Annotated in this window: 20 protein-coding genes and 1 pseudogene; 15 read left to right on the top strand and 6 right to left on the bottom strand. The window is 55.5% G+C overall.

Going from position 1 to position 21,017, the window contains the following annotated elements; genetic code table 11:
• A partial coding sequence (locus EWV60_RS22365; protein WP_287234887.1) for a JAB domain-containing protein occupies positions 1–341 on the bottom strand: 341 nt, incomplete at its 3' end.
• Positions 342–838: 497 nt separating this feature from the next.
• On the opposite strand from EWV60_RS22365, the gene EWV60_RS22360 reads away from it, so the two are divergent.
• The 3 genes from EWV60_RS22360 to EWV60_RS22350 all read left to right on the top strand — a co-directional run bounded on the left by EWV60_RS22360 (position 839) and on the right by EWV60_RS22350 (position 2,465).
• Positions 839–1,042 (top strand): hypothetical protein, encoded by a 204-nt coding sequence (locus tag EWV60_RS22360; protein WP_287234884.1) that lies wholly within the window; start codon positions 839–841, stop codon positions 1,040–1,042.
• A gap of 111 nt (positions 1,043–1,153) precedes the next feature.
• Positions 1,154–1,960: an ArdC-like ssDNA-binding domain-containing protein gene (locus EWV60_RS22355; protein WP_287234881.1), complete on the top strand. Its 807-nt coding sequence runs from the start codon at positions 1,154–1,156 to the stop codon at positions 1,958–1,960.
• Positions 1,961–2,186: 226 nt separating this feature from the next.
• Positions 2,187–2,465, top strand: a complete 279-nt coding sequence (locus EWV60_RS22350; protein WP_287234878.1) for a hypothetical protein — start codon at positions 2,187–2,189, stop codon at positions 2,463–2,465.
• Between the two features lie 3 nt (positions 2,466–2,468).
• On the opposite strand, the gene EWV60_RS22345 is transcribed toward EWV60_RS22350, so the two are convergent.
• Both EWV60_RS22345 and EWV60_RS22340 read right to left on the bottom strand, forming a co-directional pair.
• Positions 2,469–2,969, bottom strand: coding sequence for a putative toxin-antitoxin system toxin component, PIN family (locus tag EWV60_RS22345; RefSeq protein WP_287234875.1), 501 nt, complete (start codon positions 2,967–2,969; stop codon positions 2,469–2,471).
• A gap of 270 nt (positions 2,970–3,239) precedes the next feature.
• Positions 3,240–4,442 (bottom strand): hypothetical protein, encoded by a 1,203-nt coding sequence (locus EWV60_RS22340; RefSeq protein ID WP_287234872.1) that lies wholly within the window; start codon positions 4,440–4,442, stop codon positions 3,240–3,242.
• A gap of 220 nt (positions 4,443–4,662) precedes the next feature.
• Here EWV60_RS22340 and EWV60_RS22335 point away from each other — a divergent pair, with 220 nt between their 5' ends.
• The 7 genes from EWV60_RS22335 (at position 4,663) to EWV60_RS22305 (ending at position 12,997) form a co-directional block, all read left to right on the top strand.
• Entirely contained in the window at positions 4,663–4,905 is a 243-nt protein-coding gene (locus tag EWV60_RS22335) for a hypothetical protein (RefSeq protein WP_287234870.1), read from the top strand.
• Positions 4,906–4,908: 3 nt separating this feature from the next.
• Positions 4,909–6,774, top strand: a complete 1,866-nt coding sequence (locus tag EWV60_RS22330) for a hypothetical protein (RefSeq protein WP_287234868.1) — start codon at positions 4,909–4,911, stop codon at positions 6,772–6,774.
• On the top strand, positions 6,771–7,547 hold the full coding sequence (locus EWV60_RS22325; protein WP_287234866.1) for a ParA family protein: 777 nt from the start codon (positions 6,771–6,773) through the stop codon (positions 7,545–7,547). Before EWV60_RS22330 ends, EWV60_RS22325 begins: the two co-directional genes overlap by 4 nt.
• The gene (locus EWV60_RS22320) at positions 7,535–8,380 is read left to right on the top strand and encodes a ParB/RepB/Spo0J family partition protein (RefSeq protein ID WP_287234863.1); all 846 of its coding nucleotides are present in this window, start codon (positions 7,535–7,537) and stop codon (positions 8,378–8,380) included. Before EWV60_RS22325 ends, EWV60_RS22320 begins: the two co-directional genes overlap by 13 nt.
• 101 nt (positions 8,381–8,481) lie before the next feature.
• Positions 8,482–8,967 (top strand): helix-turn-helix domain-containing protein, encoded by a 486-nt coding sequence (locus tag EWV60_RS22315; protein ID WP_287234860.1) that lies wholly within the window; start codon positions 8,482–8,484, stop codon positions 8,965–8,967.
• A complete protein-coding gene (gene mobF, locus EWV60_RS22310) occupies positions 8,967–11,519 on the top strand; it encodes a MobF family relaxase (RefSeq protein WP_287234857.1) in 2,553 nt (850 codons plus the stop codon). The genes EWV60_RS22315 and mobF overlap by 1 nt, the downstream gene beginning before the upstream one ends.
• Positions 11,516–12,997 carry a type IV secretion system DNA-binding domain-containing protein gene (locus EWV60_RS22305; RefSeq protein ID WP_287234854.1) on the top strand — a complete coding sequence of 494 codons (1,482 nt, stop codon included), beginning with the start codon at positions 11,516–11,518 and terminating at the stop codon, positions 12,995–12,997. The genes mobF and EWV60_RS22305 overlap by 4 nt, the downstream gene beginning before the upstream one ends.
• Here the strand turns inward: EWV60_RS22305 and EWV60_RS22300 are convergent.
• Positions 12,994–13,575 carry a hypothetical protein gene (locus EWV60_RS22300; protein ID WP_287234851.1) on the bottom strand — a complete coding sequence of 194 codons (582 nt, stop codon included), beginning with the start codon at positions 13,573–13,575 and terminating at the stop codon, positions 12,994–12,996. The genes EWV60_RS22305 and EWV60_RS22300 overlap by 4 nt on opposite strands.
• A gap of 59 nt (positions 13,576–13,634) precedes the next feature.
• Here EWV60_RS22300 and EWV60_RS23330 point away from each other — a divergent pair, with 59 nt between their 5' ends.
• Entirely contained in the window at positions 13,635–14,075 is a 441-nt protein-coding gene (locus tag EWV60_RS23330; RefSeq protein ID WP_353734409.1) for a helix-turn-helix domain-containing protein, read from the top strand.
• A 293-nt stretch (positions 14,076–14,368) separates the two neighbouring features.
• Here the strand turns inward: EWV60_RS23330 and EWV60_RS22295 are convergent, their stop codons facing one another.
• A complete protein-coding gene (locus EWV60_RS22295) occupies positions 14,369–15,967 on the bottom strand; it encodes a DUF2779 domain-containing protein (protein WP_287234848.1) in 1,599 nt (532 codons plus the stop codon).
• Between the two features lie 93 nt (positions 15,968–16,060).
• On the opposite strand from EWV60_RS22295, the pseudogene EWV60_RS23325 reads away from it, so the two are divergent.
• From EWV60_RS23325 to EWV60_RS22280, 4 genes and pseudogenes are all read left to right on the top strand, one after another.
• Positions 16,061–16,435 (top strand): annotated as a pseudogene (locus EWV60_RS23325) (DUF6088 family protein); the annotation flags it as partial.
• 123 nt (positions 16,436–16,558) lie between these two features.
• Complete coding sequence (locus EWV60_RS22290) at positions 16,559–16,825, top strand: hypothetical protein (RefSeq protein ID WP_287234845.1); 267 nt, start codon at positions 16,559–16,561, stop codon at positions 16,823–16,825.
• Positions 16,810–17,781: a nucleotidyl transferase AbiEii/AbiGii toxin family protein gene (locus EWV60_RS22285; protein WP_287234842.1), complete on the top strand. Its 972-nt coding sequence runs from the start codon at positions 16,810–16,812 to the stop codon at positions 17,779–17,781. The genes EWV60_RS22290 and EWV60_RS22285 overlap by 16 nt, the downstream gene beginning before the upstream one ends.
• Before the next feature lie 261 nt (positions 17,782–18,042).
• Entirely contained in the window at positions 18,043–19,041 is a 999-nt protein-coding gene (locus EWV60_RS22280) for a tyrosine-type recombinase/integrase (protein ID WP_287234840.1), read from the top strand.
• Positions 19,042–19,043: 2 nt separating this feature from the next.
• Here the strand turns inward: EWV60_RS22280 and EWV60_RS22275 are convergent, their stop codons facing one another.
• Positions 19,044–20,834, bottom strand: a complete 1,791-nt coding sequence (locus EWV60_RS22275) for an ATP-dependent nuclease (RefSeq protein ID WP_287234838.1) — start codon at positions 20,832–20,834, stop codon at positions 19,044–19,046.
• Between the last annotated feature and the right edge of the window lie 183 nt (positions 20,835–21,017).

Raw genomic sequence — 21,017 nt, 5'->3', positions numbered from 1 at the left:
GGCGTGACGTCTCCACTCGGATGGTTGTGGGCGACGATGATGGCGGCGGCATTGGCGAGGATTGCGGCCTTGAAAACCTCTCTGGGTGAGACGATCGCTGCGAAAAGGCTCCCCACGCTCACGGTGTGGATTCCGATGACCTGATTCTTGACGTCGAGCATCAGGGACACGAAGTGTTCGCGATCGGCATGCTGGAGATATCGTCCCAAAATCTGGGCCGCTGCTTCTGGACCGTCGAGTCCCGTGCGCTGACCGGACTTCTCTCGCACTAGCTGCACCCTGAACACGGGCGGCATGAGCGCCTCTTTGAATGGGTCTTTGTTGCGCTCAATCTTTGCCATGTTCTTCTCCTTCAATCAAAAGCTGTTTGAAGGGGATATCCCTGGACTGCGCAAAAGATGACCTATTCCGGCCATCGGTAGAACGGGCGTTCGGACGTCCGAACACTCACCCTTTGCCCGGCTCGATTGAAGGAATGAGGACGCTCCTCCGGTGAGTTCAAGAGTTCTTCATCACAATGCCTCTTTAGCTCTCGAGTGTGAACACGCCGTGCTTTTCAGCTTCGAGTCGCCAGCGCCGTCCTCTGAACTTCGATCCGAGGTTTTCGATTCATATCCATCCGCATTGATCGACCCTTGAGCTTGAATTGTCCGCTAGTCTATGCGCCGCTTCTAGCCCATCTACCGCCAGGACACGCAAGGGGCACCCCAGCTTCCGCGCCTGCGGCTTGTGCAGCCAGGGCAATGCCCCGCACCCTTGCGTTCTGTCGGAGCGATGGTCTCTTCCGAAGGGCGCCAGCGGGCAATCAAGCCCGGGCGAAACCAAATCGGAGGATTGTATGAAAAACGAAAACACAACTCGGCTCGAAGCTCTCGTCAACGTCGGAAACGGCGACAAGAAAATCTGGAGACGCATCGGCGTCGCCTTCCCGCTCAAGAACCGAGAAGGCTTCAACGTGAAGCTGGAACTCATCCCAGCGCCCACCGGAGGAGCGTACGAGTTCATTCTCGTCGAGCCATCCAGCAAAGAGGTGGAGGAGTAAGACGCCCAAACCCAGCCCGGTCACCCGTTGGCCGGGCTCATTCTTTAACTGAAGCAGCCCGAGGGGATATCCCGATTACAGGCTGAAAACAACGTTTTGAAGGAGAACAACATGAAGACAGAAGACGCAAAAACACTCATCGAACAGCAAATCGAGGCACTCGGAACCGCCCTCGAAGCAGGTCACAGCCAGCAGCTCCAAGAGTTCCTGGGAGTCATGGCACGGTTCCACAAGTACAGCCTAGGCAACGTGCTCCTGATCATGGCGCAGCGTCCCGAAGCAACCCATGTCGCGGGATTCCACACGTGGAAGTCTCTTGGCCGCTATGTCAAATCCGGCGAGAAAGGTATCGCCATCCTGGCCCCGATGGCCCTGAAACGCGACAAGCACGATTCATCAGACTCTTCACCACCCGAGGAAGACGATGACCGCATCCTCAGATTCCGCGTCGTTTACGTCTTCGACGTCGACCAAACCGACGGAGAGCCCATGCCGGAGTTCGCAAAGACCCAGGGAGATCCTGGAGAGTTCAGCGAACGACTCAAGAACCTCGTCCGGCAGATGAACATCGAGCTCAGCTACTCCGAGCAACTCGGCGGAGCCCTCGGAGTCTCCAAGGGTGGAACCATCGAGCTCAAATCCGGACTCGATCCCGCTCAAGAATTCACCACTCTCGTCCACGAACTCGCGCACGAAATCCTGCATCACGGAGCCGGACGTGAAGGAACCACCAAGCAGAGCCGTGAGCTCGAAGCTGAAGCCGTCGCGTTCGTCGTCGCCCAATCCATCGGGCTGGATACTGGAACCGCCAGCTCGGACTACATCCAGCTCTACTCCGGAGACAAGAAGCTCCTCACCGACCGCCTGGATGCCGTTCGCAGAGCCGCAGGAACGATCCTCGAAGGACTGGCCCCGTGATCGGGGTCATCATTCCATCCCAAGCCCTTGTTTCAGTCAGGTTTTCATTTGCGAATCCGATAGAACGTGTCCGCGGCTCCGGTCACGCCAGCGGAGCTGTCATGCCCCGAGCTTTCTCGCGGACGCTGAATACCCGTTCGGTTCTATGCGCCTTTCCTGAGACGGGTTTTTGGTTTCTCACGACCAGGGTGAAGAAACACAAAAACCCTTTAACTCAGGAGGCAAAATGAAAACACAACGAAACAACATCAGGCTTGGGCAGACTGTGATCACCCCTAATGCGATGGAGTCCCTACACCCAGAGGACGTTCTGGGAGCAATGAGACGGCATGCGGCGGGGGATTGGGGCGACTGCTGTCCCGAAGACTGGGAAGCCAATAATCAGGCGCTCAGCGACCGATCCAGGCTCTTCTCGGTGTATCACGACCGCACTGGCACCAAGTTCTGGATCATCACCGAAGCTGATCGTTCGGCCACGACCGTTCTGCTTCCCGAGGATTACTGATCCTCACCGCTTCAGCGTCCTTCGACGTTGAAGCATTTCACCGACTCCCGGCTTGATATCGGACAGCTCTAGGAAACGTTCAGGGATAGCCAGGTGAAGGCCTGGGTGACGCTCTCGAAGACGCAGAGCAAGGTCATAGTTCGGTTCGCTCAGACGCAGAATCTCTCTATCTCGAGTGACCAACGCAAAGGCAGCCGAGTGGATGGCAAGGTCGATATACGGAGCATCATCAGGATCAGGGGGGAACTCAAACACCTTCGGGACTCTCTCGACGTAGATCGCTGCCCGATGCAGATGGTGGAAGAAAGCCTCGACTCGCTTCGGAGTGATGCCGGGGAGTTTGGCTTGAAGCCACGGCATCGAGAGGACGTATCGAGCTTCATCGAGCACGTACTTGGACGTCAAGAGCCGGTCTGGACCCTGGAGAACATGGGCGAGACAATGATAGGCGGCCCCTGGAAAGGCAACCGCTTGAACGAAGACGTTGCAGTCAAAGACAGACATTCTCATGATTCCTCCTTGCCTTCACGTTCTTTGCGTGCACGTCGAATAGCCTCGGCGACCAGCAACTCGATCTCGGTCGTCCGGTAATCAAGGTGTTCGCCGTGAATCTCGCGAACCACCTGAATCACGGCGCGGTTCGCTTGCTGGAGTGGGAATCCCTGGGTCACCAAAGGTGAGGGGATTGGAGGGGTGTTTCTTCTTCGTCGGTTCATGACTCATTTAGATGAGCCCTCTCCAACGAGGATTCAAAAACTCTGAGGCTGTGACTACCTAGCCCTGCCTCTGACCCTCAGAAGAAACGTCATCCCGGAATGAGAGGGCGATCTTCGCCAGAAGAGGATCCTGGACGCCGGAAATGGACAGAATGCGGTCCGTGCCTTCTTCTTCTTCATTCGGAAGACCCAAGGTGACGGTTGTGGTCTCAAAAATCTGCCGTTTCAGCTCGTCGAGACCATCTCGATCGGCATCATCGTAACTCCGAACCCGATATTCAATGATTTGGTTCACGATGGAGGCATAAGCCCCTCCAAAGAGCCTCGATTCGAGAGGAGCATAGTCAACCTTAGCCGGAGAACGCTCGACTCCAAAAATGAGTGAGGTCACGTCATCAAGAGCCGTCCTCGATGGAATTCTCACCCGATGTGCCCGGGAACTGTCAGGCGTGCCGTACCTGCCTGAAAACACATCCCACTGGGATTGGCCGTTCGCCGTCGATGACAAGGCGACTGAGTTTGCCTTTAGGAATCTGGATGCAGCATCTCGGTCCTTCTCGTTCAAAAGCCCGCACCCCATGCACATCCACCGGATGAGGGTGACCAGCGGCTTGCGGTCGGGCACCATTGCAGTGGGGAGATTCTTTCGCGCGGTCGTGTCCATCAGTTTCGATTCGGCGAACGCCCCCATGAGAACCCAGATATCTTCACGAAACTGAGAGTTCTGATCACCTGGCTCCATCACATCGAGGGCCGTGTCAGCAAGGCCAAGGTAGCCATGGAACAGCTCGCGCTCGTTCTTAGCGTTGCGAATTCCGCGCTCAAGGGCACTGCTTAGGTGAAAGCGATTGATTTGGGCCCGGCGGGCAATGACGGACTTCGCAGTCGCCACCACATACCGGAAGACAGGCTCGACCGCATACCGCACGAGCACGTAGAGGGTGATTGCCAAAGAGAAGAATGCCGTCGTCCACGGGGCCAGGTCCTTTGAGCCGCTGACGATGCAGACTACGATGCCAACAACGGAAAGCACCACGGAGAGATAACCCAGACGGTGGAGAATTCCAAAAGGAATACCCAACAAGAAGGCGACGAACTTGCCGCTTCCAACAGCCGTTCGATGGGAGAACATTGTCATCGAGCCAATCGACTGCTTTGCGTAGAGCTCCAGATTATCACGCAGGATCCTGACGAGAGCCCTTGTTCCCTGCCCAGGAATACCCGTCACTTCAACGCGATTGATCGCGTCCGGGGTGCTCATTGCTTCGATTGGGGAAGGTGCGCTCACTTCAAATCACTCTCTCAAAATGTGATTGTATTCCCTGCCCTCGCCCACAAACTAGAGAGCGGACCGGCTCATCAAGAGGCCGTGTTCGGACGTCCGAACACCTCTCTTTGAACTTGCAGATGCTTTCTCGACCTGTGCTCCGTCTTCAACTTTTAGGGTTGACATCTTTGAACACCTGAGTTCAACTAGGCACATGAAGATGCAGGACCCGAACGGAGAACTGATGGCAAGAGGACGAGCGAAATCTACCGGGAGAACGGTGAGGCCCGCAGGAGTCACCTTTGAGTCCGGCGTTTTGGAATATCTGGAGTTCCTTGGCGAGCGAGAGGATCGATCTCGAAGCTGGCTCATCAACCAGATGATCAAAGCGCACGCGATGAAAGAAGGAATCGATATCCGGACGTTTGCATCTAAAACCGCACAACAGATGGATTGATGAGTGAAAGACCAGGCACTGAGACCAGATAGGGACGAAGAAATCGTCGGACTTCCAGCCTTCAATGGCTTCAAGTCACCGACGAGTTCGACCACCTACACGCCGAACCAATTTTTCGACGTGGTGCTCCCTCATGCGTCCCGTGGCTGCCTTCGACTCGTTGCCTATCTCATCCGCAAGACTCTTGGGTGGTCCGATGAACACGGTAACCCCCAGAACCCCAATGCCCATGTCACCTATCGAGAACTGATCGAATGTGCGGGCATTTCGCGCGGCGCGATCAAGGAGGCCATCGAGGAGGCGCTTGAGAAGCGATTCATCGACTGCTTGAGATTCGGGCAACCCCATAAGGCCGGAGAGGAGGGCTACTCCGCTCTCTATAGCCTTCGTTGGGATGAGCGGGAGGAGTACATCACTTCCCTCTCGGAGTTCACTGGCTTCTATGCCGGAAACGGAAACCTAACACATATCCCCAATCAGTTCTTTGACTTCCTGGTCCCGCGAGAACCCCTGGCCGTTGTCCGCGTCGTAGGCGTCATCATCCGTCACACCATCGGATTCCAGACTCGTTTTGGATTCAGACGTCAGCACGTCGAAATGTCCTTCTCGGAAATCATGAGACGGACCGGCATCGCATCCTCATCAACGATCAGCAACGCACTGAAAGCGGCCGTAGATGGACGCTATATTCGTAAGGTTTCCGAAGGTTTCTTTGACCCCGGTGCTGGCGTGGCCAGCAAGGCAACCACTTTCGGTGTCAACTGGGAAGATTCCCCTCAAAATGAACCTAATTCAGCCAACGGTTCAAAAATCGAAGCGGCTGATCGGTCCAAAAATCGAAGCGGGATTTTGGAGACGGTTCAAAAATCGAAGCGAGAGGACGGTTCAGAATCCGAAGCGGAAATCGGTCCAAAAATCGAAGTGGCAACGGTTCAAGAATCGAAGCGGGAAGCGTTCAAAAATCGAAGCGATATTAAAACAACAAATCTAAACAACCTTCCTAAACAACAACAAACGGCTGTCGTCGTCGAGGAAGGAAAATCGCTATCGTTTTTGGTTCAAAGACTCATGGCTGTGGGAATTGACGGAGCCAAAGCCAGCGAGCTGGTGGAGCACTTTGACGCAGAAAGGATCGAACGCCAACTCGACGCCCTGCCTTCCCGAAAAGTGAAATCGAGTGCGACTGGATTTCTCATCCGAGCCATCGAGCGAGATATTCCGGTCGAGTCGAAGGAGCAACAGTCGTCGGCAGCGACCGTCTTTGCTGAGCACTTTTATGCGGAGCTGGGCGGCAACTCTGGAAGTCCGGTTGGCTACACGACGTCCGCAGATGAAGAGGCTGCATCAAATCTCATTGGCAAAGCCCCAAGTCTTTGGCGAGAGAAACCGGCGCAGGCTGGGAGGCAGCTGGCCAACTATGTGCTGCGACAGACGAGCAATGCGAAGTTCCCAATCCGGTCGCTTCCATTGGCGGTCCGATCTTACGGCGATGAGTTTCTGGCTGGCCTCACGGCAAAGGCTGAACGAGAGGCGCGTGAGCAAGCAGCCTCACGAAAGGCAGAACACCAAGCGAGATTCGATCCTGCATACCGCCAATACTTGAGGGGATTGGCTGCTCAGCTAGAGCAGGCAGGAGGAGAGGCTTGGGACGAATGCGTCACTTGGTTCGAGAGAAGGGCCAGCCGTCGCCGCAGTATTTCTGAAACTTTCTATCGACGGGTCATGCAGCAGTGGGAAACCCCCGAGGAGAGACCGGAGATCATTATCGAGTTTCTCTCGGAGAAGGATCCGGGCAGTGTGCCCTCGTTCTGGGAATGGGACGCCAAAATGAACGAAGAACGATTTTCCACGGAAGGAACCAATCTATGAGCACCACCATTGCTGTCATCAACCACAAGGGAGGCGTCGGGAAGACCACAACAGCCGTGAACCTCGCCGCCGGAATGGCTCGCCATGGGCATAAAGTGCTTCTGGTCGACCTGGACCCGCAGGGGAACGCAACTTACGGCCTGGGTGTCGATTTCAACCCTGGAGAGTCACCGTCAATCTCGCAAGTTCTCATGGACCCAGAGGCTTCTTTGGAATCGGTGATTCTGGATACCGAGGAACCCAACCTCAAGATCATCCCGGCGGATATTCGCCTGGCTCACACAGCCGTCCAACTCAATGCCGCCGTCTTTCGCGAGACGAGGCTGAAGAAGGCTCTGGCGACGGTTCCGGAGTTTGATTACATCATCATCGATGCCCAGCCGACATTGGATCTTCTTCCGGTCAACGCCATTTATGCTGCCGACCGGCTGCTCATTCCGACCGAGCTCACAGGCTACGCCTTGTGCGGGCTCAGCGATCTGATGAGCACGATGAAAGTGACCAAGAACGGAGGAGCCTACGACTTCAGGATCCTCTTGACGAAGGTGACCGGACATGGCGAAGATCGACAGTTCCACGCCATCAAGTATTTGGAGGCCCTGTCTGACCGCATTTTGAAGACCCGGATTCGGCACAACGAGGCGATCCCGAGAAGTCAGATTGAGACCGAGGAGCTGGACCCGGTGCCCGTTGTGCTCCAAAAGAGCTACAGCCGCGGAGCCCAGGATTATCGAGCGCTTGTAAAGGAGATTCTTGAACTATGGCCCGCCTAAGAGACCGATTGAATGCCGCCGTTGAAGGCGAGTCCCCGGCTGAAGCGCTTTTGAAAGAAGGCGGTGAGAGGTTTGCGAACATTCCCGTTACCGCCGTCCTCCCGGATCCAGAACAGCCACGGAAGAACGTTGGCAACCTTGAAGAACTGAAGGCGTCCATCCAGGAACACGGCATTATTCAGCCGATCGTGGTGTCCCCTTACGGAGAGGAACAGTTCCTCATCATCGCTGGAGAAAGACGATTCACAGCAGCGAAGGAGCTCGGCCTCAAGACGGTTCCCTCGATCATCCGGACGGTCGAAGAGCACCGGAGACTTGAAGTTCAGATCATTGAAAACATCCATCGACAGGAGTTGAGCCCGCTCGAAGAAGCAGGAGCCTATCGAAAGCTGATGGAGGAGTTCAGCCTTTCGCAAAGGCAGCTCGCGGCTAGGCTTGGGAGGTCACCCGCCGCAATCAACGAGACATTGAGGATTCTCTCCTTGCCGGAGGCAATCCTTGAAAGTGTTCGGACGTCCGAACATCTCACCCGATCAGTCCTGCTTGAAATCGCTAAGCAGGAAAACGAGGAAGCTCAGACGGCCATGTGGCAGGCAGCTTTGGCGGGCGGGCTTACGGTCAAGGCGGCCCGACGGGGCAAGGACCGTCCAGAGCCCACAGAGAAGGTCATTCGAACAACCATCCCATTTCTCACAAAGATAGCCAAGGTCACTGTCGTATTCCCCCAAGAAACCGTCGATGCCCAGGACGTCGTCGATGCCCTCTCGCAGGCTCTCAAAGAGGCCAAACAGCAGCTCAAAACCGCCTCCGCAGCGTCTTCATCAGACGACTAACGCCCCTTCACGACCTCAGACGACAATCAGCATCACACCTGACTCACCCTTGGATGAGCGACATGGCGAACCTGTCGAAAATCTCGCGCATCTAATAGAACATGAGAAAGCAGGAAGCCGCCGAGTTTCTTGGCGTCAGCACCCGGACGATAGAGCGACTCGCGAACGAAGGACGACTGCGAGTTCGCAGGGAAAAAGGCAAGACCAAGCCGATTGTCGTCTACGATGATCAAGACCTTGCGCGTCTTAAGAAGGAGCGCGAAGAAGTGCGCCCACCAGAGGTGTTCGGACGTCCGAACACTCCCAAACCACTCGACTCGATAGGCTTCCGGCTAGACCCGCTCTACGTGAGGATGCTGGAAGAACAGGCCAGATCCAAGGGGCTTTCAGCGAGCGCAATGGCCCGTCACTTGGTGATTCAAGGACTAGAGGAGTCTCGATTCGAGAGGATTCGAGATGAGTTTCTGGCGATGCGGGACGACCTTGGAGATTTCTATTTTGCGCTCCTTGTGACGAAGTTTGGGATGACGGAGGCCGCTGCCAACGAGTTCGTGAAAGAGACGATTCTGAAAAGGAGGGGTGCTTAATGCTCAGCATCGGCGCAATGAGCGGGGGACAGGCGGGCTACTACCTGAGCCTTTCGCGTGAGGACTACTACCTCGAAGGAGGTGAGCCTCGTGGGAGGTGGTTTGGATCCGCAGTCGAAAGTCTTGGGCTTCCCGAGCTGGTGGAGCCATCTCATCTCTACAACCTCTTTGACGGCCTGGATCCCGAAGGGCAGAAACCCCTTGTCCAAATGCAGAAGCACGAAGGCAAGCAGGGGCATCGGCCAGGTTGGGATTTGACATTCTCTGCTCCCAAAGCGGTCTCCGTGCTGTGGTCGCAACTCCAAGATGAGGAGCGGGCTCTGATTCAGGATGCGCATTTCGAATCCGTGAAGGTGGCACTTGGATTCCTGGAAGACAAAGCTATTCTCACGCGGAGGGGGAAAGGTGGTCAGAATCTCGAAAAAGCGAAGGCCCTCATCGCCACCTTTGAGCATGGAACAAGCAGGGCGCAAGACCCGCAACTTCATACGCACGCGCTCTTGATGAACATTTGCCAGCGTGAGGATGGAACATGGGGCAGTGTGTCAGCCCTTTCCGTCTTCCAGGCAAAGATGGCAGCCGGTGCGCTGTACCGGGCTCATTTGGCGGCCACGCTTTCTCAGGAGCTAGGGCTCGAAATCCTTCCTGATGGAACATCCTTCACCATTGAGGGGGTGCCAAAGAGCGTCTGCCAACACTTCAGCCAGCGTCGGGCGGACATCCTTGCGGAAATCGATGAACTGGGAATCACATCGGCAGCCGGGGCCGCCAAGGTCACCCTGGAGTCCAGACAGGCAAAAGAGGAAGTCTCGAGATCTCAGCTCTTTGAAGATTGGCAGGCAACGGGCGAGGAGATCGGATTCGGACGCCGGGAAGCCGAAAGGATTGTGCGCCGGGGGAGAGAACTTGAGAAGACTCCAGACCGTGCCATCGAAGATGCGGCTTCGAGGCTCATGGCCGATGGGGCTCACTTTTCTGAAATAGATCTTATTCGCCGACTTGCGGAGAAAGGGCAAATCAACGGACTCTCTGGAAAGGATGTTCGAGACCTCTCCGAGATGATTCTTGGAGAATCGCCAGACGTCGTGCGCCTAGGTCCAGAACGACGCGGTGTTCACTACACCTTCAAGCACGTTCTCGAAGATGAAAACAAGTTCTTCAAGGTCTGCAAAGAGATGGACTCGAACGGGGCTCGTATGCTCACCCCTGATCTCGTATCGGAGGTCATCAACAGGGCTAACGCTGAGAACCCCGACAAGAAGCTACTTGAAGAGCAGGAGAGGGCCGTAAGATGGCTGACCTCGCAGACCGGCGATATCGCCATCATGAACGGAATAGCCGGTTCAGGCAAGACGCACACTCTCGCCACCGCGGCAAGGGCATGGGAAGAAGCCGGGTTCAACGTTCAGGGCCTGGCGCTGAGCGGCCGCGCAGCCCGAGAGCTCTCCGAGAAGGCCGATATCGAATGCACCACGATCGCAAAGGCTCTTTACGAACTCGACAAAATGCCAATGGCCATCCGTTGGAGCGACCAGGGTAAGCACTTCTACTTCGACTTCAAAGGGTGCCAGTTTGAACTGAACGACAAGTCCGTTCTCATCGTGGACGAAGCTGGCATGGTTAACACTTCTCACTTTCTGCAGCTTGCAGAGGCATGTCAGGAAGCTGGAGCGAAACTCGTGGCGGTAGGAGACCCACGGCAGCTTCAGGCCATTGAGGGAGCGTCACCTTTTGGTGAGATGATCGACCGATTTGGATCCGCTGTCCTCGATGAGATCCTCCGGCAAAAAGACGCATGGGCGAAATCTGCGGTCAGAGACTTTGCAGACGGAAGAGCGGGGGATGCCCTCGCCAAATTCGCAGAGAATGGTTTGCTGACTCTGACGGATACCCAAGATGAGGCGCGCAGAAAGCTCTTCGATGCTTGGCTGGAGTCAGATGCGGACATCAAAGACAAGCTCATCCTCACAGACCGGAAGGAGGATGCCAAGTTTCTGAACAAGATGGCTCAAGACGCGAGAAGGGACGAACTGGGAATGGCCTGGGTGACCGTTGGAGAATCAACGCTCTACATGGGGGACCGTGTATCGGTCACCAAGACCTCCCAAGCAAGGGGCATCAATAATGGCGACCGGGGAACGCTTGTCGCGATCAATCCACTCCCTGGGTTCAAGACGGCAACGATTAAACTAGATTCAGGCGAGAAAGTCACAGTGGATTACGATCAGTTCCCTCATCTGGAGTTGGGCTATGCCTCGACGACCCACAGGGCTCAAGGCGAGACCGTCTCTGAAGCCTACGTGCTGACAGGCTCGACCATGCAGGACAAGCACCTTGCCTATGTGCAGGGCTCAAGGGCGAAGGATAAAACGCACTTCTTCATGACTGAAAGCGAAGCTGGAGACGAGCTCTCTGATCTCGTCAAGCGCATGTCGAAGGACCGTCAGCGGACGACCGCACGGCAAGAGCAGGAGAAGGCTCTCGGTGTAGAAAAAGACCAGACCCACGAACTCGACCAACGACCTGAACACGGAAGAGGATTCTCCCGATGAGTGGAAGGATTCTTTTCGGACCGTTTGACCTGCCCATGAAGGCGGCGACCTCTCACTTCCTCATTTCAGGAGCGACCGGCACAGGAAAAACAGGTCTCGTCTACCAGCTCATGGAGTCGACGTTGACTTCAATCGAGGCCCAATCCTATCGGGGGCTCATTTACGACTCAAAGCAGGAAATGCTTCCAATCCTTAGTCAACTCGGTCTTGAAGACCGCGTGGTCATTCTGCATCCCTATGACAAGCGGTGCTCCCCGTGGGATATTGCCGAGGACCTTTCCGATGCTCTGGCAGCGCAGCAGTTCGCAAGCATCCTGATCCCAGAAAACACGTCGGGAACCGCCGACTCGTCATTCTTTGACGATGCATGTCGGAACATCATTTCGACGGTGATCCAAGCTCTGACGCTTTGCGGTCAGGATCCTCATTGGACGTTTCGGGATTTGCTTGTCGCGCTTCTCTACCCTGTTCACTTGGAGCAGCTGCTCACCATGGAGACCGCCGGAGCTGGAAGGAGCTTTCCTCCCGGAAGACGCATCTGGGACACCTATTTCAATCCAAAGACCACGGACGAGCGAACCCGGAGCAATATCCGCTCTTCGATGAACGCCAAGCTCTATGCATTCGAGACCGTGGCCGCCGCTTGGCATCAATCGGGGAATCCACCCTTCAGCATCAAACGATGGCAGAAGGAGAACTCCAATAAGTTCCTTGTCTTGGGTAATGAAGAGGCGGCGAGGTCTACGATCGATCCCATCAACCGTGCCATCTTTCAACAGGCTGCTTCCCATACCCTCGCAAGGCCGGAAGGTTCAGATTCCCTCACTTGGTTCTTCCTCGACGAGGTGCGCGAAGCTGGAAAGCTCGATTCATTGAACTCACTCCTGCTGAGGGGCAGATCAAAGGGCGCCGCTGTCGTTCTTTCCTTTCAGGACATCGAAGGCCTACGGCATGTCTATGGAAGTCACTTGGCCAACGAGATCGTCGCCAACTGTAGCAACATAGCGCTCCTTCGAACCAACAGCAACGACACCGCCGAATGGGCGGCCAAGTCGTTCGGAACGTTCTTGGTCGAGGAAGTGGATCCATCCACCGGATTTTCTGGCACCGACATCACATCGAGCGAAGTGCGCAAGCGCCAAGAAAGGCAGCGCGTTCAACCCGGTGAACTTCTGTATCTACCGCTGCCTTCTCCGAGGGCCGGAGTCTCAGGATTCTTCAAGGATGCCTCCGCAGGAGCAAATGAACCCTCTTTCTATCGTCTTCAACCGTCACCTCCACGCAATCGGTGGAGCACCTTCGAGGCTCACGTGCCGATAGAGAGGCATGGCCTGTACCTTCAGCCATGGAATGAAGACGACCTGGAGAGGCTCGGCATCCAGCCGGTACAGCTGGAACCGCCACGCGCCGAGCCAACGAGGACTCAGGAGCCTCCAGATGATCAGCCGAGCGGTCCCCCTAAGCGGCCACGATCTTAGAAGTCTCGCCGCACGGTTCCGGGGGGAGTGAGGGGAAAGTCATCAAAGCTAGGCAAGCCGATGGATGGCGGACTCATAGGAGAGTTTTGGACTGCTTGGCCAGTTTGCGGTCCCTGGAGCCATTCGCGGATCAAGGGCTCGACCTTGAGCACCATATCCTGGGACGGCATCCAAAGCGGAAACTCGGTCACAAGAACTTCTCGCTCTTCCTGGTTACGGTAGAACGGATATTCGCGGTAGCGGCGAAGTGGAATCGGGCGGTTAAAGGAAAGCGTCAGAGCGGCAGGAATGCTTGCCCGAATCGTTGTCGAGCCGATGAAATTCGTGGCTTGGAATGAGCCGCCATGGTCAGGCCCCGGAAACTTCATTCGCCCGAGATCGGAGACATCCGATGCGTGGACCGCGAGAACCGCCTCATGCTTCCTCACCTGCTGAGGGCCGACAGCGTGCATGATGATCGTCTGCTTGATCCTCAGAATGTTCGGACCACCACTGAGAAGCACGGGAATGAACTCCCAGAAGTGCCAGTAATCCCCAAACATGTCATCCCAAAATGTCGGCGAATCCCAAGGCAACATGAGCTGAGCCACTCTTCCCGGGGGCACATACACTGGATCACCGTCGTGAAGCAACCTCCATGCTTCGAGAATTGGGTCAGCCATCACTCTATTTTGACCGAGCTACTTCACGCGATAGCGCACGCACTCAGGAGAGAGTCAGGCAACGGATACGCTCTCGAGTGATGCGACCAGTCTCTGAAACCACTTACGTCTACAAGACTCTTCCGCTCGATCCCTCAAACCTTACAGAACAGCGTCTCAACGGACTTGGCGCAGAGGGTTGGATGCTCGTCGCTACCCTGCCCCAACTGGTCTTTGTCCGCTCGATCCAGAGGCTCTCCGCAGTTCAAATCGACGCTCCCATCTTGCTCACCATCAAGCAGGTGTCAGAGAGACTGGGCATAAGCAGATCTAAGCTCTACCACCATATCAACAGCGGTCAGCTCAAATGCATTCGGATAGGAAGGAGCGTTCGGATTCCCCGCCAAGAGCTCGAAATCTTCATCCGAGAGTATTAGATGCTGACCTGAAAGCCTTATGGAGCGTCAAGAGGATCCGAGAGTTGCCTCTCGGGCAGCGACACACAGTGAATGGTCTCCGTACTTCTCATTTAGGAAGGCAATCGCGCTTGGATTACCACCGATCTCGGTCGTGCCGTCAGGTTTGCAGAGACAGCGAACCAGATACTCATCGCCATTCGGTTCGATGAGAACAACAACCGCCTGTACACCCTCCAGCGAAGGCACCGGTTCAACGAATCGGGCTCTTAGGTCTCCCATTGACGCATTTTACGGCTTGTCCACAGGGCACCCTATTCCGAGCGAGCGAGGCGCTTCAGGGCTAGGTAGATCTCCACCATCGCCAAGGTGTCTTGACAGCAATAGTCAAGGAGAGCTCTTCGCAGTTCAGCAGCTTCTTGGCTTGTCGTGTTCGGAGAGAGCATCTTCCGGAAGCCGGCCGCAGCGGCAGTTCCGTCAGCGATCAGCAAATCTTTGTAGCTCATGCTTGGAACGAGAGTTGGCAAGACGACTTTGATGCTCGTCCGTCCTTTGAATCCCTCCAGATAAACGTGCTCGCTTACGATCTTCTCCAGGTCTACCGAGCGGGCTTCGATTGCATCGAGCAGTTCTTGAGCATACGGAATGCCGTCGGCCACCATCAACTTGAGCTGCGTCTTCTCGAAGTGGGTGTAGTGGACAATGGATTCGCAGTCTTTGATCGTTTCCCAGAGGCTCTGGCAGAAGCCGGGGCGTGGATCTTCACTTCCTTCAGGGAGGAACTCGTGGTGAGAGGGCTCTGAATCTGGCAAGGCCAAAAGGTGAGCCGACCACTGGAAGCAGATTTGCTGATAAGGGCGAGTCCCCGGATACATTGGGAAAGCGGGGTTAGAAGATTCGTAGTCGATGAATGCGGCCGGAAACGGAATGGCTTCCAGCGCCGACTTCAAGCCGTCGCCGATATAGGGCTCGCCACTCACCACAACGTCTCTCATTCGCTTCCGAGCATCGGTCAGCTTCTCATCTTCCGGAATGTCGGTGATGGAGCGGTATCCCTTCGCTCTGAGGTCGTTGACTGCCTTTGCCGTGATTCGGGGCAAGAAGATCAGATCGTGCTTGGGGCTGTCCGCGTGGCAGTGGTCGAAGTAATCGCAGTCCTTGCAGTGAGTGTTAAGTTCCACGTCCGGCTCTGAATCAGAAGCGAGGACTGCGGAAAGACGGGTGGAGTGGTCGGTGATTCTCGCGGCAGATTCCTCGCAAACGTCTGTGAGGTCCACAACGCCAAGAAGAGCATGTGGGTTGAAGGCTCCGCCATCCCAGACGAAAGAGGTGTCCACCAAAACAAGGCGTGCATGTTTCACCGGATGACCTGCATCTCGCGTGGTTTGGAACTGAAATGCTAAGTCGAGCACCTTGTCTTCGGCGATCTTCTTCGGCTCTTTGACTGAGGACGACTTGACTTCATCAAGGGTCCATTCGCCGGAATCGACTTGGTGAAGAACGTCGAGCCTGGCCAGCCGTCCAGATGCCACAAACGTGGCCTCGAACAGGCACCGATGCCCAGCTTGGAGTTTCTCCAGCGTGTCAGCAACCGCAATGTCATGAGAAGAGCCCGAGTTGGAGGCCATGTGCCCACCGCTGTATCGGGCGCGAGCAAGTTCGCCAATGAGCTTTCCCGTCTCCATCCGGTCCCTTGACGCCAATGACAGTGGAGCTTTGAGATCAGGCCGATGAAGATCTAGCCAAGCTCGACGAACACAGTCGAGACCGCGGATGAACTCTGTTTTTGTGAGAAGTCGAGTTTCTGACATTTTTATCATCCTAAGATAGCCGGAATTCCTTTGTCCAGAAAGAAGGACGATGAGCACGAGTGCTTTCCAGTTGAGTCCCGTTTCATGGGAGAACTGGTTCATTCACCCTGAAGTGGGATCCTGGGGGACATCATGTTGGCCGAACAAAGGAGAGACCCATGGAGTCTAGTAAAATATGCTTATTAACCGGACAAAATGAACCGAGAATGGCATAATGAGAATATGAGCAAGCCGAAGACCAAGGAGCACTTGAAGCGTAGCGCGAGCGAAATCGCGCTGCGAAAAGCGAGGTCGTCTGGGAATTCCTTGCTTCGAGCGGAGGATCTTAAGGGGACGACACCGGCCGCTGCCACAAAGGCGCTCTCCAGGCTCGCCAAGCAAGGGGTTCTCACTAGAGTGGGAAAGGGCCTGTACTTTGCCCCCAAAGACACTCTCATTGGGAAGAGCAAACCTTCCGAGACCGCTATCGCGCTGAAGAGACTCGAAGGCAAGACCAGGCCAACCGGAGCTTCGGCAGCGAACATCCTTGGGCTCAGTACGCAGGTGCCCGCGAGGCCGCAACTTGTTGCGTTCACGAGCAATCCGCCAAAGAACACTGGAGCGGCTCGGATCAGACTTCGACGTAGTTCAAACCCGCACCCCCTCCCGGCGCTCGAAGGAGCTTTGCTTGAGTTCATCAGAGGCCGAGGGGAGATGGCAGAAACGACTTCTGAGGAAAGCTTCCGGCGCCTTCGAAGTTTGCTCAGGGATCAACTTCAAATGAATCGGCTGCGCGAACTTCGAGAGGCCGCTCTTGGTGAGCCGCCACGAGTCAGGGCCATTCTTGGGGCATTGCTTGAGTTTGCCGAGTTGCCAGAGAGCCTGTGGAGGCCGTTGAAAGATTCGCTGAATCCGCTCACCAAGTTCGAATTTGGATTGTTCTCTGAACTCCCGAATGCGGAGGAGTGGCAGTCGAAGTGAGCTATCTCTTCGAGCGTCCGGACTTCGTCGACTTGGTCAACGCCACCGGTGACGAAAACCGAATCGGCAACCCTGGGATTGTCGAAAAGGACTACTTCGTCACCGAGGCCTTGCGGCTCATCGCCCGGGACTTCGGTGACGTTGTCATCTTCAAAGGGGGGACGAGTCTTTCGAAAGGTTGGAAGCTCATCGATCGGTTCTCAGAGGATATTGACCTTTATGTCGAACCAGCCGAGAGCGGTGAGGCAACGCTCGCGAGGTTTGAACAGGTTGCGGATCTGGTCGCATCGTTTCCGGGTTTCGTCGGGAGGCTGGGGAGGCAAGAAACGAAAGGATCATCCTCATGGACCGAAGAGTTTGTCTACACGAGCCGAGTCGATTCCCTTGGAGGAATTCGGCCGGTCGTGCTTCTGGAGGCAGGGGTCCAAAGCGCGGACCAGCCGACCGAGAACCGAAAACTGAGCTCCCTTATCGGGGAGATGCTGGACTCTCAGAATGTGGAATCTGGCACGGCGGACAGGTTGCCGTTTGTAATGCGGCTTCTCCACTTCCGACGAACGTTTGTGGAGAAACTCTTCACGCTTCATTCCCGGGTCGAGCGAGCGAAGAAGCAGGGCAAAGACCTCGGAAGGGATGCGCGGCACTATTACGATTTAGCGATGCTTCTTGGAGAGCCTCAGACGAAGTCGATGCTCGAGTCCGACGAGTTCAAAGTGATTTGTGGCCAATACCGGGACCTCACCGCGAAGTTCTATCCGGGCCAAGTCAAGCTGCTCCCGGATGGCATGAATCTCTCTGCCAGTTCGGCGTTCTTTCCGGACCCGGAACTCAGAGCCATGCTCTCGTCGGCTTACATTCGTGAAGCCGATACCTTGTGCTACGGCCCATATCCGAACTTCGACGAAATCCTTGAGAGCTTCGAGGGCATCCAGTCTCTCCTGAATATTCACATCTAGGCACCAGGTGCAACCAGACAAAGTGTGCTCCTCTCCCGTGAGGGTGCGGATGGTGCGCTCAAGATGCCCATGGCGTCAAGGATGATAGCGAGCGCCTTCGGCGTCCTTGACCCTCAAGTGCATCTTCGGCAAGAGGGTGATTTGCCTCCCGGGAAAAAGGAGCATTGGAGGGGTTGTTTGGACATCACGCTTGGGTCTTCCGCCGGATCACAATACGGAGTATCATAAAGGACGTTATGAGGCACCAAGGAGGGTTTGAAGATGGACGGTGAAATCGTGGCCTTTGGGGGCGGAAGTCAGGGCCTCGTTCCCGGAGGGGAAGGGTATGCCGCTCTCCCGATTCCGGCCGTCATCGCCAGAGAAGGGGAACGGGCCGCCGAGCGGTTCATCGAGTTCTTCACAGCCAACATCCGGAACCCAAACACACGGATGGCCTATGCCCGAGCGGTCTACCAGTTCATGGCGTGGGCCGACGAGAGGAAGCTTCCGCTCGAACGCCTCAATCCCATCTTCATTTCGGTCTACATCGAGCAGCTCCAGCAGCATATGGCGCCGCCGAGTGTGAAGCAGCATCTTGCCGCCATCCGGATGCTCTTCGACTACCTGGTCATCGGCCAAGTCGTTCCTCACAACCCAGCAGCATCAGTCCGTGGTCCAAAGCATGTGGTCAAGAAAGGGAAGACGCCCGTTCTCAAGGCGAGCCAGGCGCGGCAGCTCCTTGATTCGATTGACACCTCTACTATTGTGGGGCTGAGGGACCGAGCCGTCATCGCGACCATGGTCTACAGTTTCGCCCGAGTCGGTGCAGTCGTGGCCATGAACAAAGAGGACTACTTCCAGAACGGAAAGCGGTGGTGGCTCCGGCTCCATGAGAAAGGAGGGAAGAGGCACGAGGTTCCCGCCCATCACAATGCCGAAGCCTACATCGATGCCTATCTAGAAGCCGCCAAATCCGAGAACTGGCCGAAGAAAACGCCACTCTTCCGGACCATTTCGCGAGAACGGGCCATCACAGAGGCAAGAATGACGCGCACAGACGTTCTTCGCATGGTGAAACGGCGGGCCGAGGACGCCGGACTCCCAGATTCTACGTGCTGCCACACCTTCCGGGCGACGGGAATCACGGCCTATCTGGAGAACGGAGGGACCATCGAGAACGCCCAGGCCATTGCCGCCCACGAGTCACCGCGGACGACGAAGCTCTATGACCGGACAAGTGACGAGATTACGCTTGACGAGATCGAACGGATTCTCATTTAGTCTTATTCCGTCGCCCTTTCCGCGATGTAGTCAAGGGCCTGAACTAGGGCATCCGGCACACTTCCAAGTTCAATTGCTTTGCGGGCGACTCTGACTCCGAGTTTCGGCTTGGAGCGTCCCTCCAGGGAAACCGTCTCAGCCGAACCTTGAACAGCCGCGGAGAACTTTGGAGAGTTGCGCATCTCGCGTATCTCGTCAGGTGTCCAGACTTTGGGCTCCTCGCCATCCACTTCGACTTGAGGCAGTTCGTTCAAGGCGGCAGCCCACGTGTGGTCATCGAACAAATCTTCGAACTCATTGTCGCCAAGATATTTGACGTGCTGAGGTTCGAGCCCGTGCTTACTTTGCAGTACGGCCGCACCACATCTGCGATGGGCCTTCATATCTGCATCCATGATGAGAACGTATCTTCTCTTGTTCTTGCGCAGAATCACGGCTGCATCTAACGCGCCGTCATCATTGAAGCCATTCAGGAGCAAGACACCGGACATCGAGAGCGACCTATGCATCCGATCGGCAAAGAGGATTGGCATAGCCCCGATCTCGGTCTCACCGCTACAACACACGAATAACTTCTCATTGAAAAAGCTAGCGTTACTTACTCCAAGAGCCTTCAGGAAGACGCGCTCGTAATCGAGATCATCTGTTGCAGAGTCATACGACCAGACGCGCCTTGAAGGATCTGGTACGTCCGGACCGAAGAAGACCAGAGAGTCGATTGGAACGGAGTCAATGAGATTATGAGAGTGCGTCGCCACAATCGCCTGGCACCGATCACCAGAGCACATGGCCTCGAGTGATTGAGTCACCTTACACTGAGCTTGATAGTCCAAGTTGATATCAGGCTCATCGAACAATACAACGACAGGCTTGGCATCAGCCGCCCCATCGAGGTGCTCGGCAAGAATTTTGTTCTGCCATCGAAACACCGCTAGCGACATCTCTCGCTTCTTCCCTCTGCCTATTCTCGTCCAATCGACGTCGGTACCGTCGGTCTTGGTCACGCGGATTCTTAACACCTTGAGATCGGAGAAAGCATCCTCCGCAAGAGGAATCTCAACGCTCTCGACTTCCTCACACTCAGACTTCAGAATCGCTGCAATTTCAGCTGCCTTCTCGTTTATCTTCTGCTGGACGTTCGCTCGAAGATCCTTGGTTGCATCAATGACCTCTGATTGAATCTCTGATTTGAAAAAGGTCGACGCAAAAGTCCGAACAGCGGATTCGGGATCATGGGCGCTAGAGTCATCGTAGCTCAAACAAATCGGGAACGCCTGCCTTAGAGCCGTTGGTAGAGGCTTCCACCCCACATGAGTTGGCAGCGAGTCCCGATGAGTAGTCAAGGCATTGAGAAAGGTGTCCTTCCGGTTCTGGGGCCCAGGCGCAGCGATACCGACTGCCGTGCACAATTCCTTGAGCTGCGGCATAGTCTGGCCATGCAGATCCTGGTTCAGACGGGCGTCCGCAACTAACTCTGATTGAAGCTCGAAGGCCGTAACGCCACCAAGGCTCCGCTTCGCCCGAATAATGCTTGTGAGCTCATCGTGTTCGACCTCCAACTCGATGCTTATCTCAGCGGCCCTCGTTGGAACGTCTGTCTCTTCATCAATGCCAGTCTGGCGATGGTCAGCGTCTTCAAGGGGTTGATTGGAGAGGATCACCTTCAAGGCATGAAGTGCAGATGACTTGCCACCATCGTTCTTTCCAATGAACACTGAGAACCTGTTTAGAGGAATCCAGTCTGTATCTTCGAAACAGCGATAGTCACGGAGCCGCAGGCGTCTCAAGAACATGGTCAGCTATATTGACCCCAATCACGTGCCAAGAACCAAGGGGAACCTGAGACATCCCATGTGATGAACTCACCGGGGTCAAACATATCGTCCAGTGAGTGTATGGTCTGAACTTGATCTGGGAGGAGACTCAACACGTGACGAGTGGTGTCACTGTCATAGTCCCAGAAGTGGTAGCGGTCT

Source organism: Microcystis sp. Msp_OC_L_20101000_S702, from assembly GCF_007095705.1.
Classification (GTDB): Bacteria; Cyanobacteriota; Cyanobacteriia; order Cyanobacteriales; family Microcystaceae; genus Microcystis; species Microcystis ichthyoblabe_A.
The sequence above is the reverse complement of the archived record's forward strand: the minus strand, read 5'-3'. Positions and strand labels throughout refer to the sequence as shown.

Bases quoted from the DNA above. Each gene is read 5' to 3' on its own strand.
- EWV60_RS22360 (WP_287234884.1), top strand. From the start codon at position 839: ATGAAAAACGAAAACACAACTCGGCTCGAAGCTCTCGTCAACGTCGGA.
- EWV60_RS22355 (WP_287234881.1), top strand. From the start codon at position 1,154: ATGAAGACAGAAGACGCAAAAACACTCATCGAACAGCAAATCGAGGCA.
- EWV60_RS22350 (WP_287234878.1), top strand. From the start codon at position 2,187: ATGAAAACACAACGAAACAACATCAGGCTTGGGCAGACTGTGATCACC.
- EWV60_RS22345 (WP_287234875.1), bottom strand. From the start codon at position 2,969: ATGTCTGTCTTTGACTGCAACGTCTTCGTTCAAGCGGTTGCCTTTCCA.
- EWV60_RS22340 (WP_287234872.1), bottom strand. From the start codon at position 4,442: ATGAGCACCCCGGACGCGATCAATCGCGTTGAAGTGACGGGTATTCCT.
- EWV60_RS22335 (WP_287234870.1), top strand. From the start codon at position 4,663: ATGAAGATGCAGGACCCGAACGGAGAACTGATGGCAAGAGGACGAGCG.
- EWV60_RS22325 (WP_287234866.1), top strand. From the start codon at position 6,771: ATGAGCACCACCATTGCTGTCATCAACCACAAGGGAGGCGTCGGGAAG.
- EWV60_RS22320 (WP_287234863.1), top strand. From the start codon at position 7,535: ATGGCCCGCCTAAGAGACCGATTGAATGCCGCCGTTGAAGGCGAGTCC.
- EWV60_RS22315 (WP_287234860.1), top strand. From the start codon at position 8,482: ATGAGAAAGCAGGAAGCCGCCGAGTTTCTTGGCGTCAGCACCCGGACG.
- mobF (WP_287234857.1), top strand. From the start codon at position 8,967: ATGCTCAGCATCGGCGCAATGAGCGGGGGACAGGCGGGCTACTACCTG.
- EWV60_RS22305 (WP_287234854.1), top strand. From the start codon at position 11,516: ATGAGTGGAAGGATTCTTTTCGGACCGTTTGACCTGCCCATGAAGGCG.
- EWV60_RS22300 (WP_287234851.1), bottom strand. From the start codon at position 13,575: ATGTTGCCTTGGGATTCGCCGACATTTTGGGATGACATGTTTGGGGAT.
- EWV60_RS23330 (WP_353734409.1), top strand. From the start codon at position 13,635: ATGCTTCGAGAATTGGGTCAGCCATCACTCTATTTTGACCGAGCTACT.
- EWV60_RS22295 (WP_287234848.1), bottom strand. From the start codon at position 15,967: ATGAACCAGTTCTCCCATGAAACGGGACTCAACTGGAAAGCACTCGTG.
- EWV60_RS22290 (WP_287234845.1), top strand. From the start codon at position 16,559: ATGGCAGAAACGACTTCTGAGGAAAGCTTCCGGCGCCTTCGAAGTTTG.
- EWV60_RS22280 (WP_287234840.1), top strand. From the start codon at position 18,043: ATGGACGGTGAAATCGTGGCCTTTGGGGGCGGAAGTCAGGGCCTCGTT.
- EWV60_RS22275 (WP_287234838.1), bottom strand. From the start codon at position 20,834: ATGTTCTTGAGACGCCTGCGGCTCCGTGACTATCGCTGTTTCGAAGAT.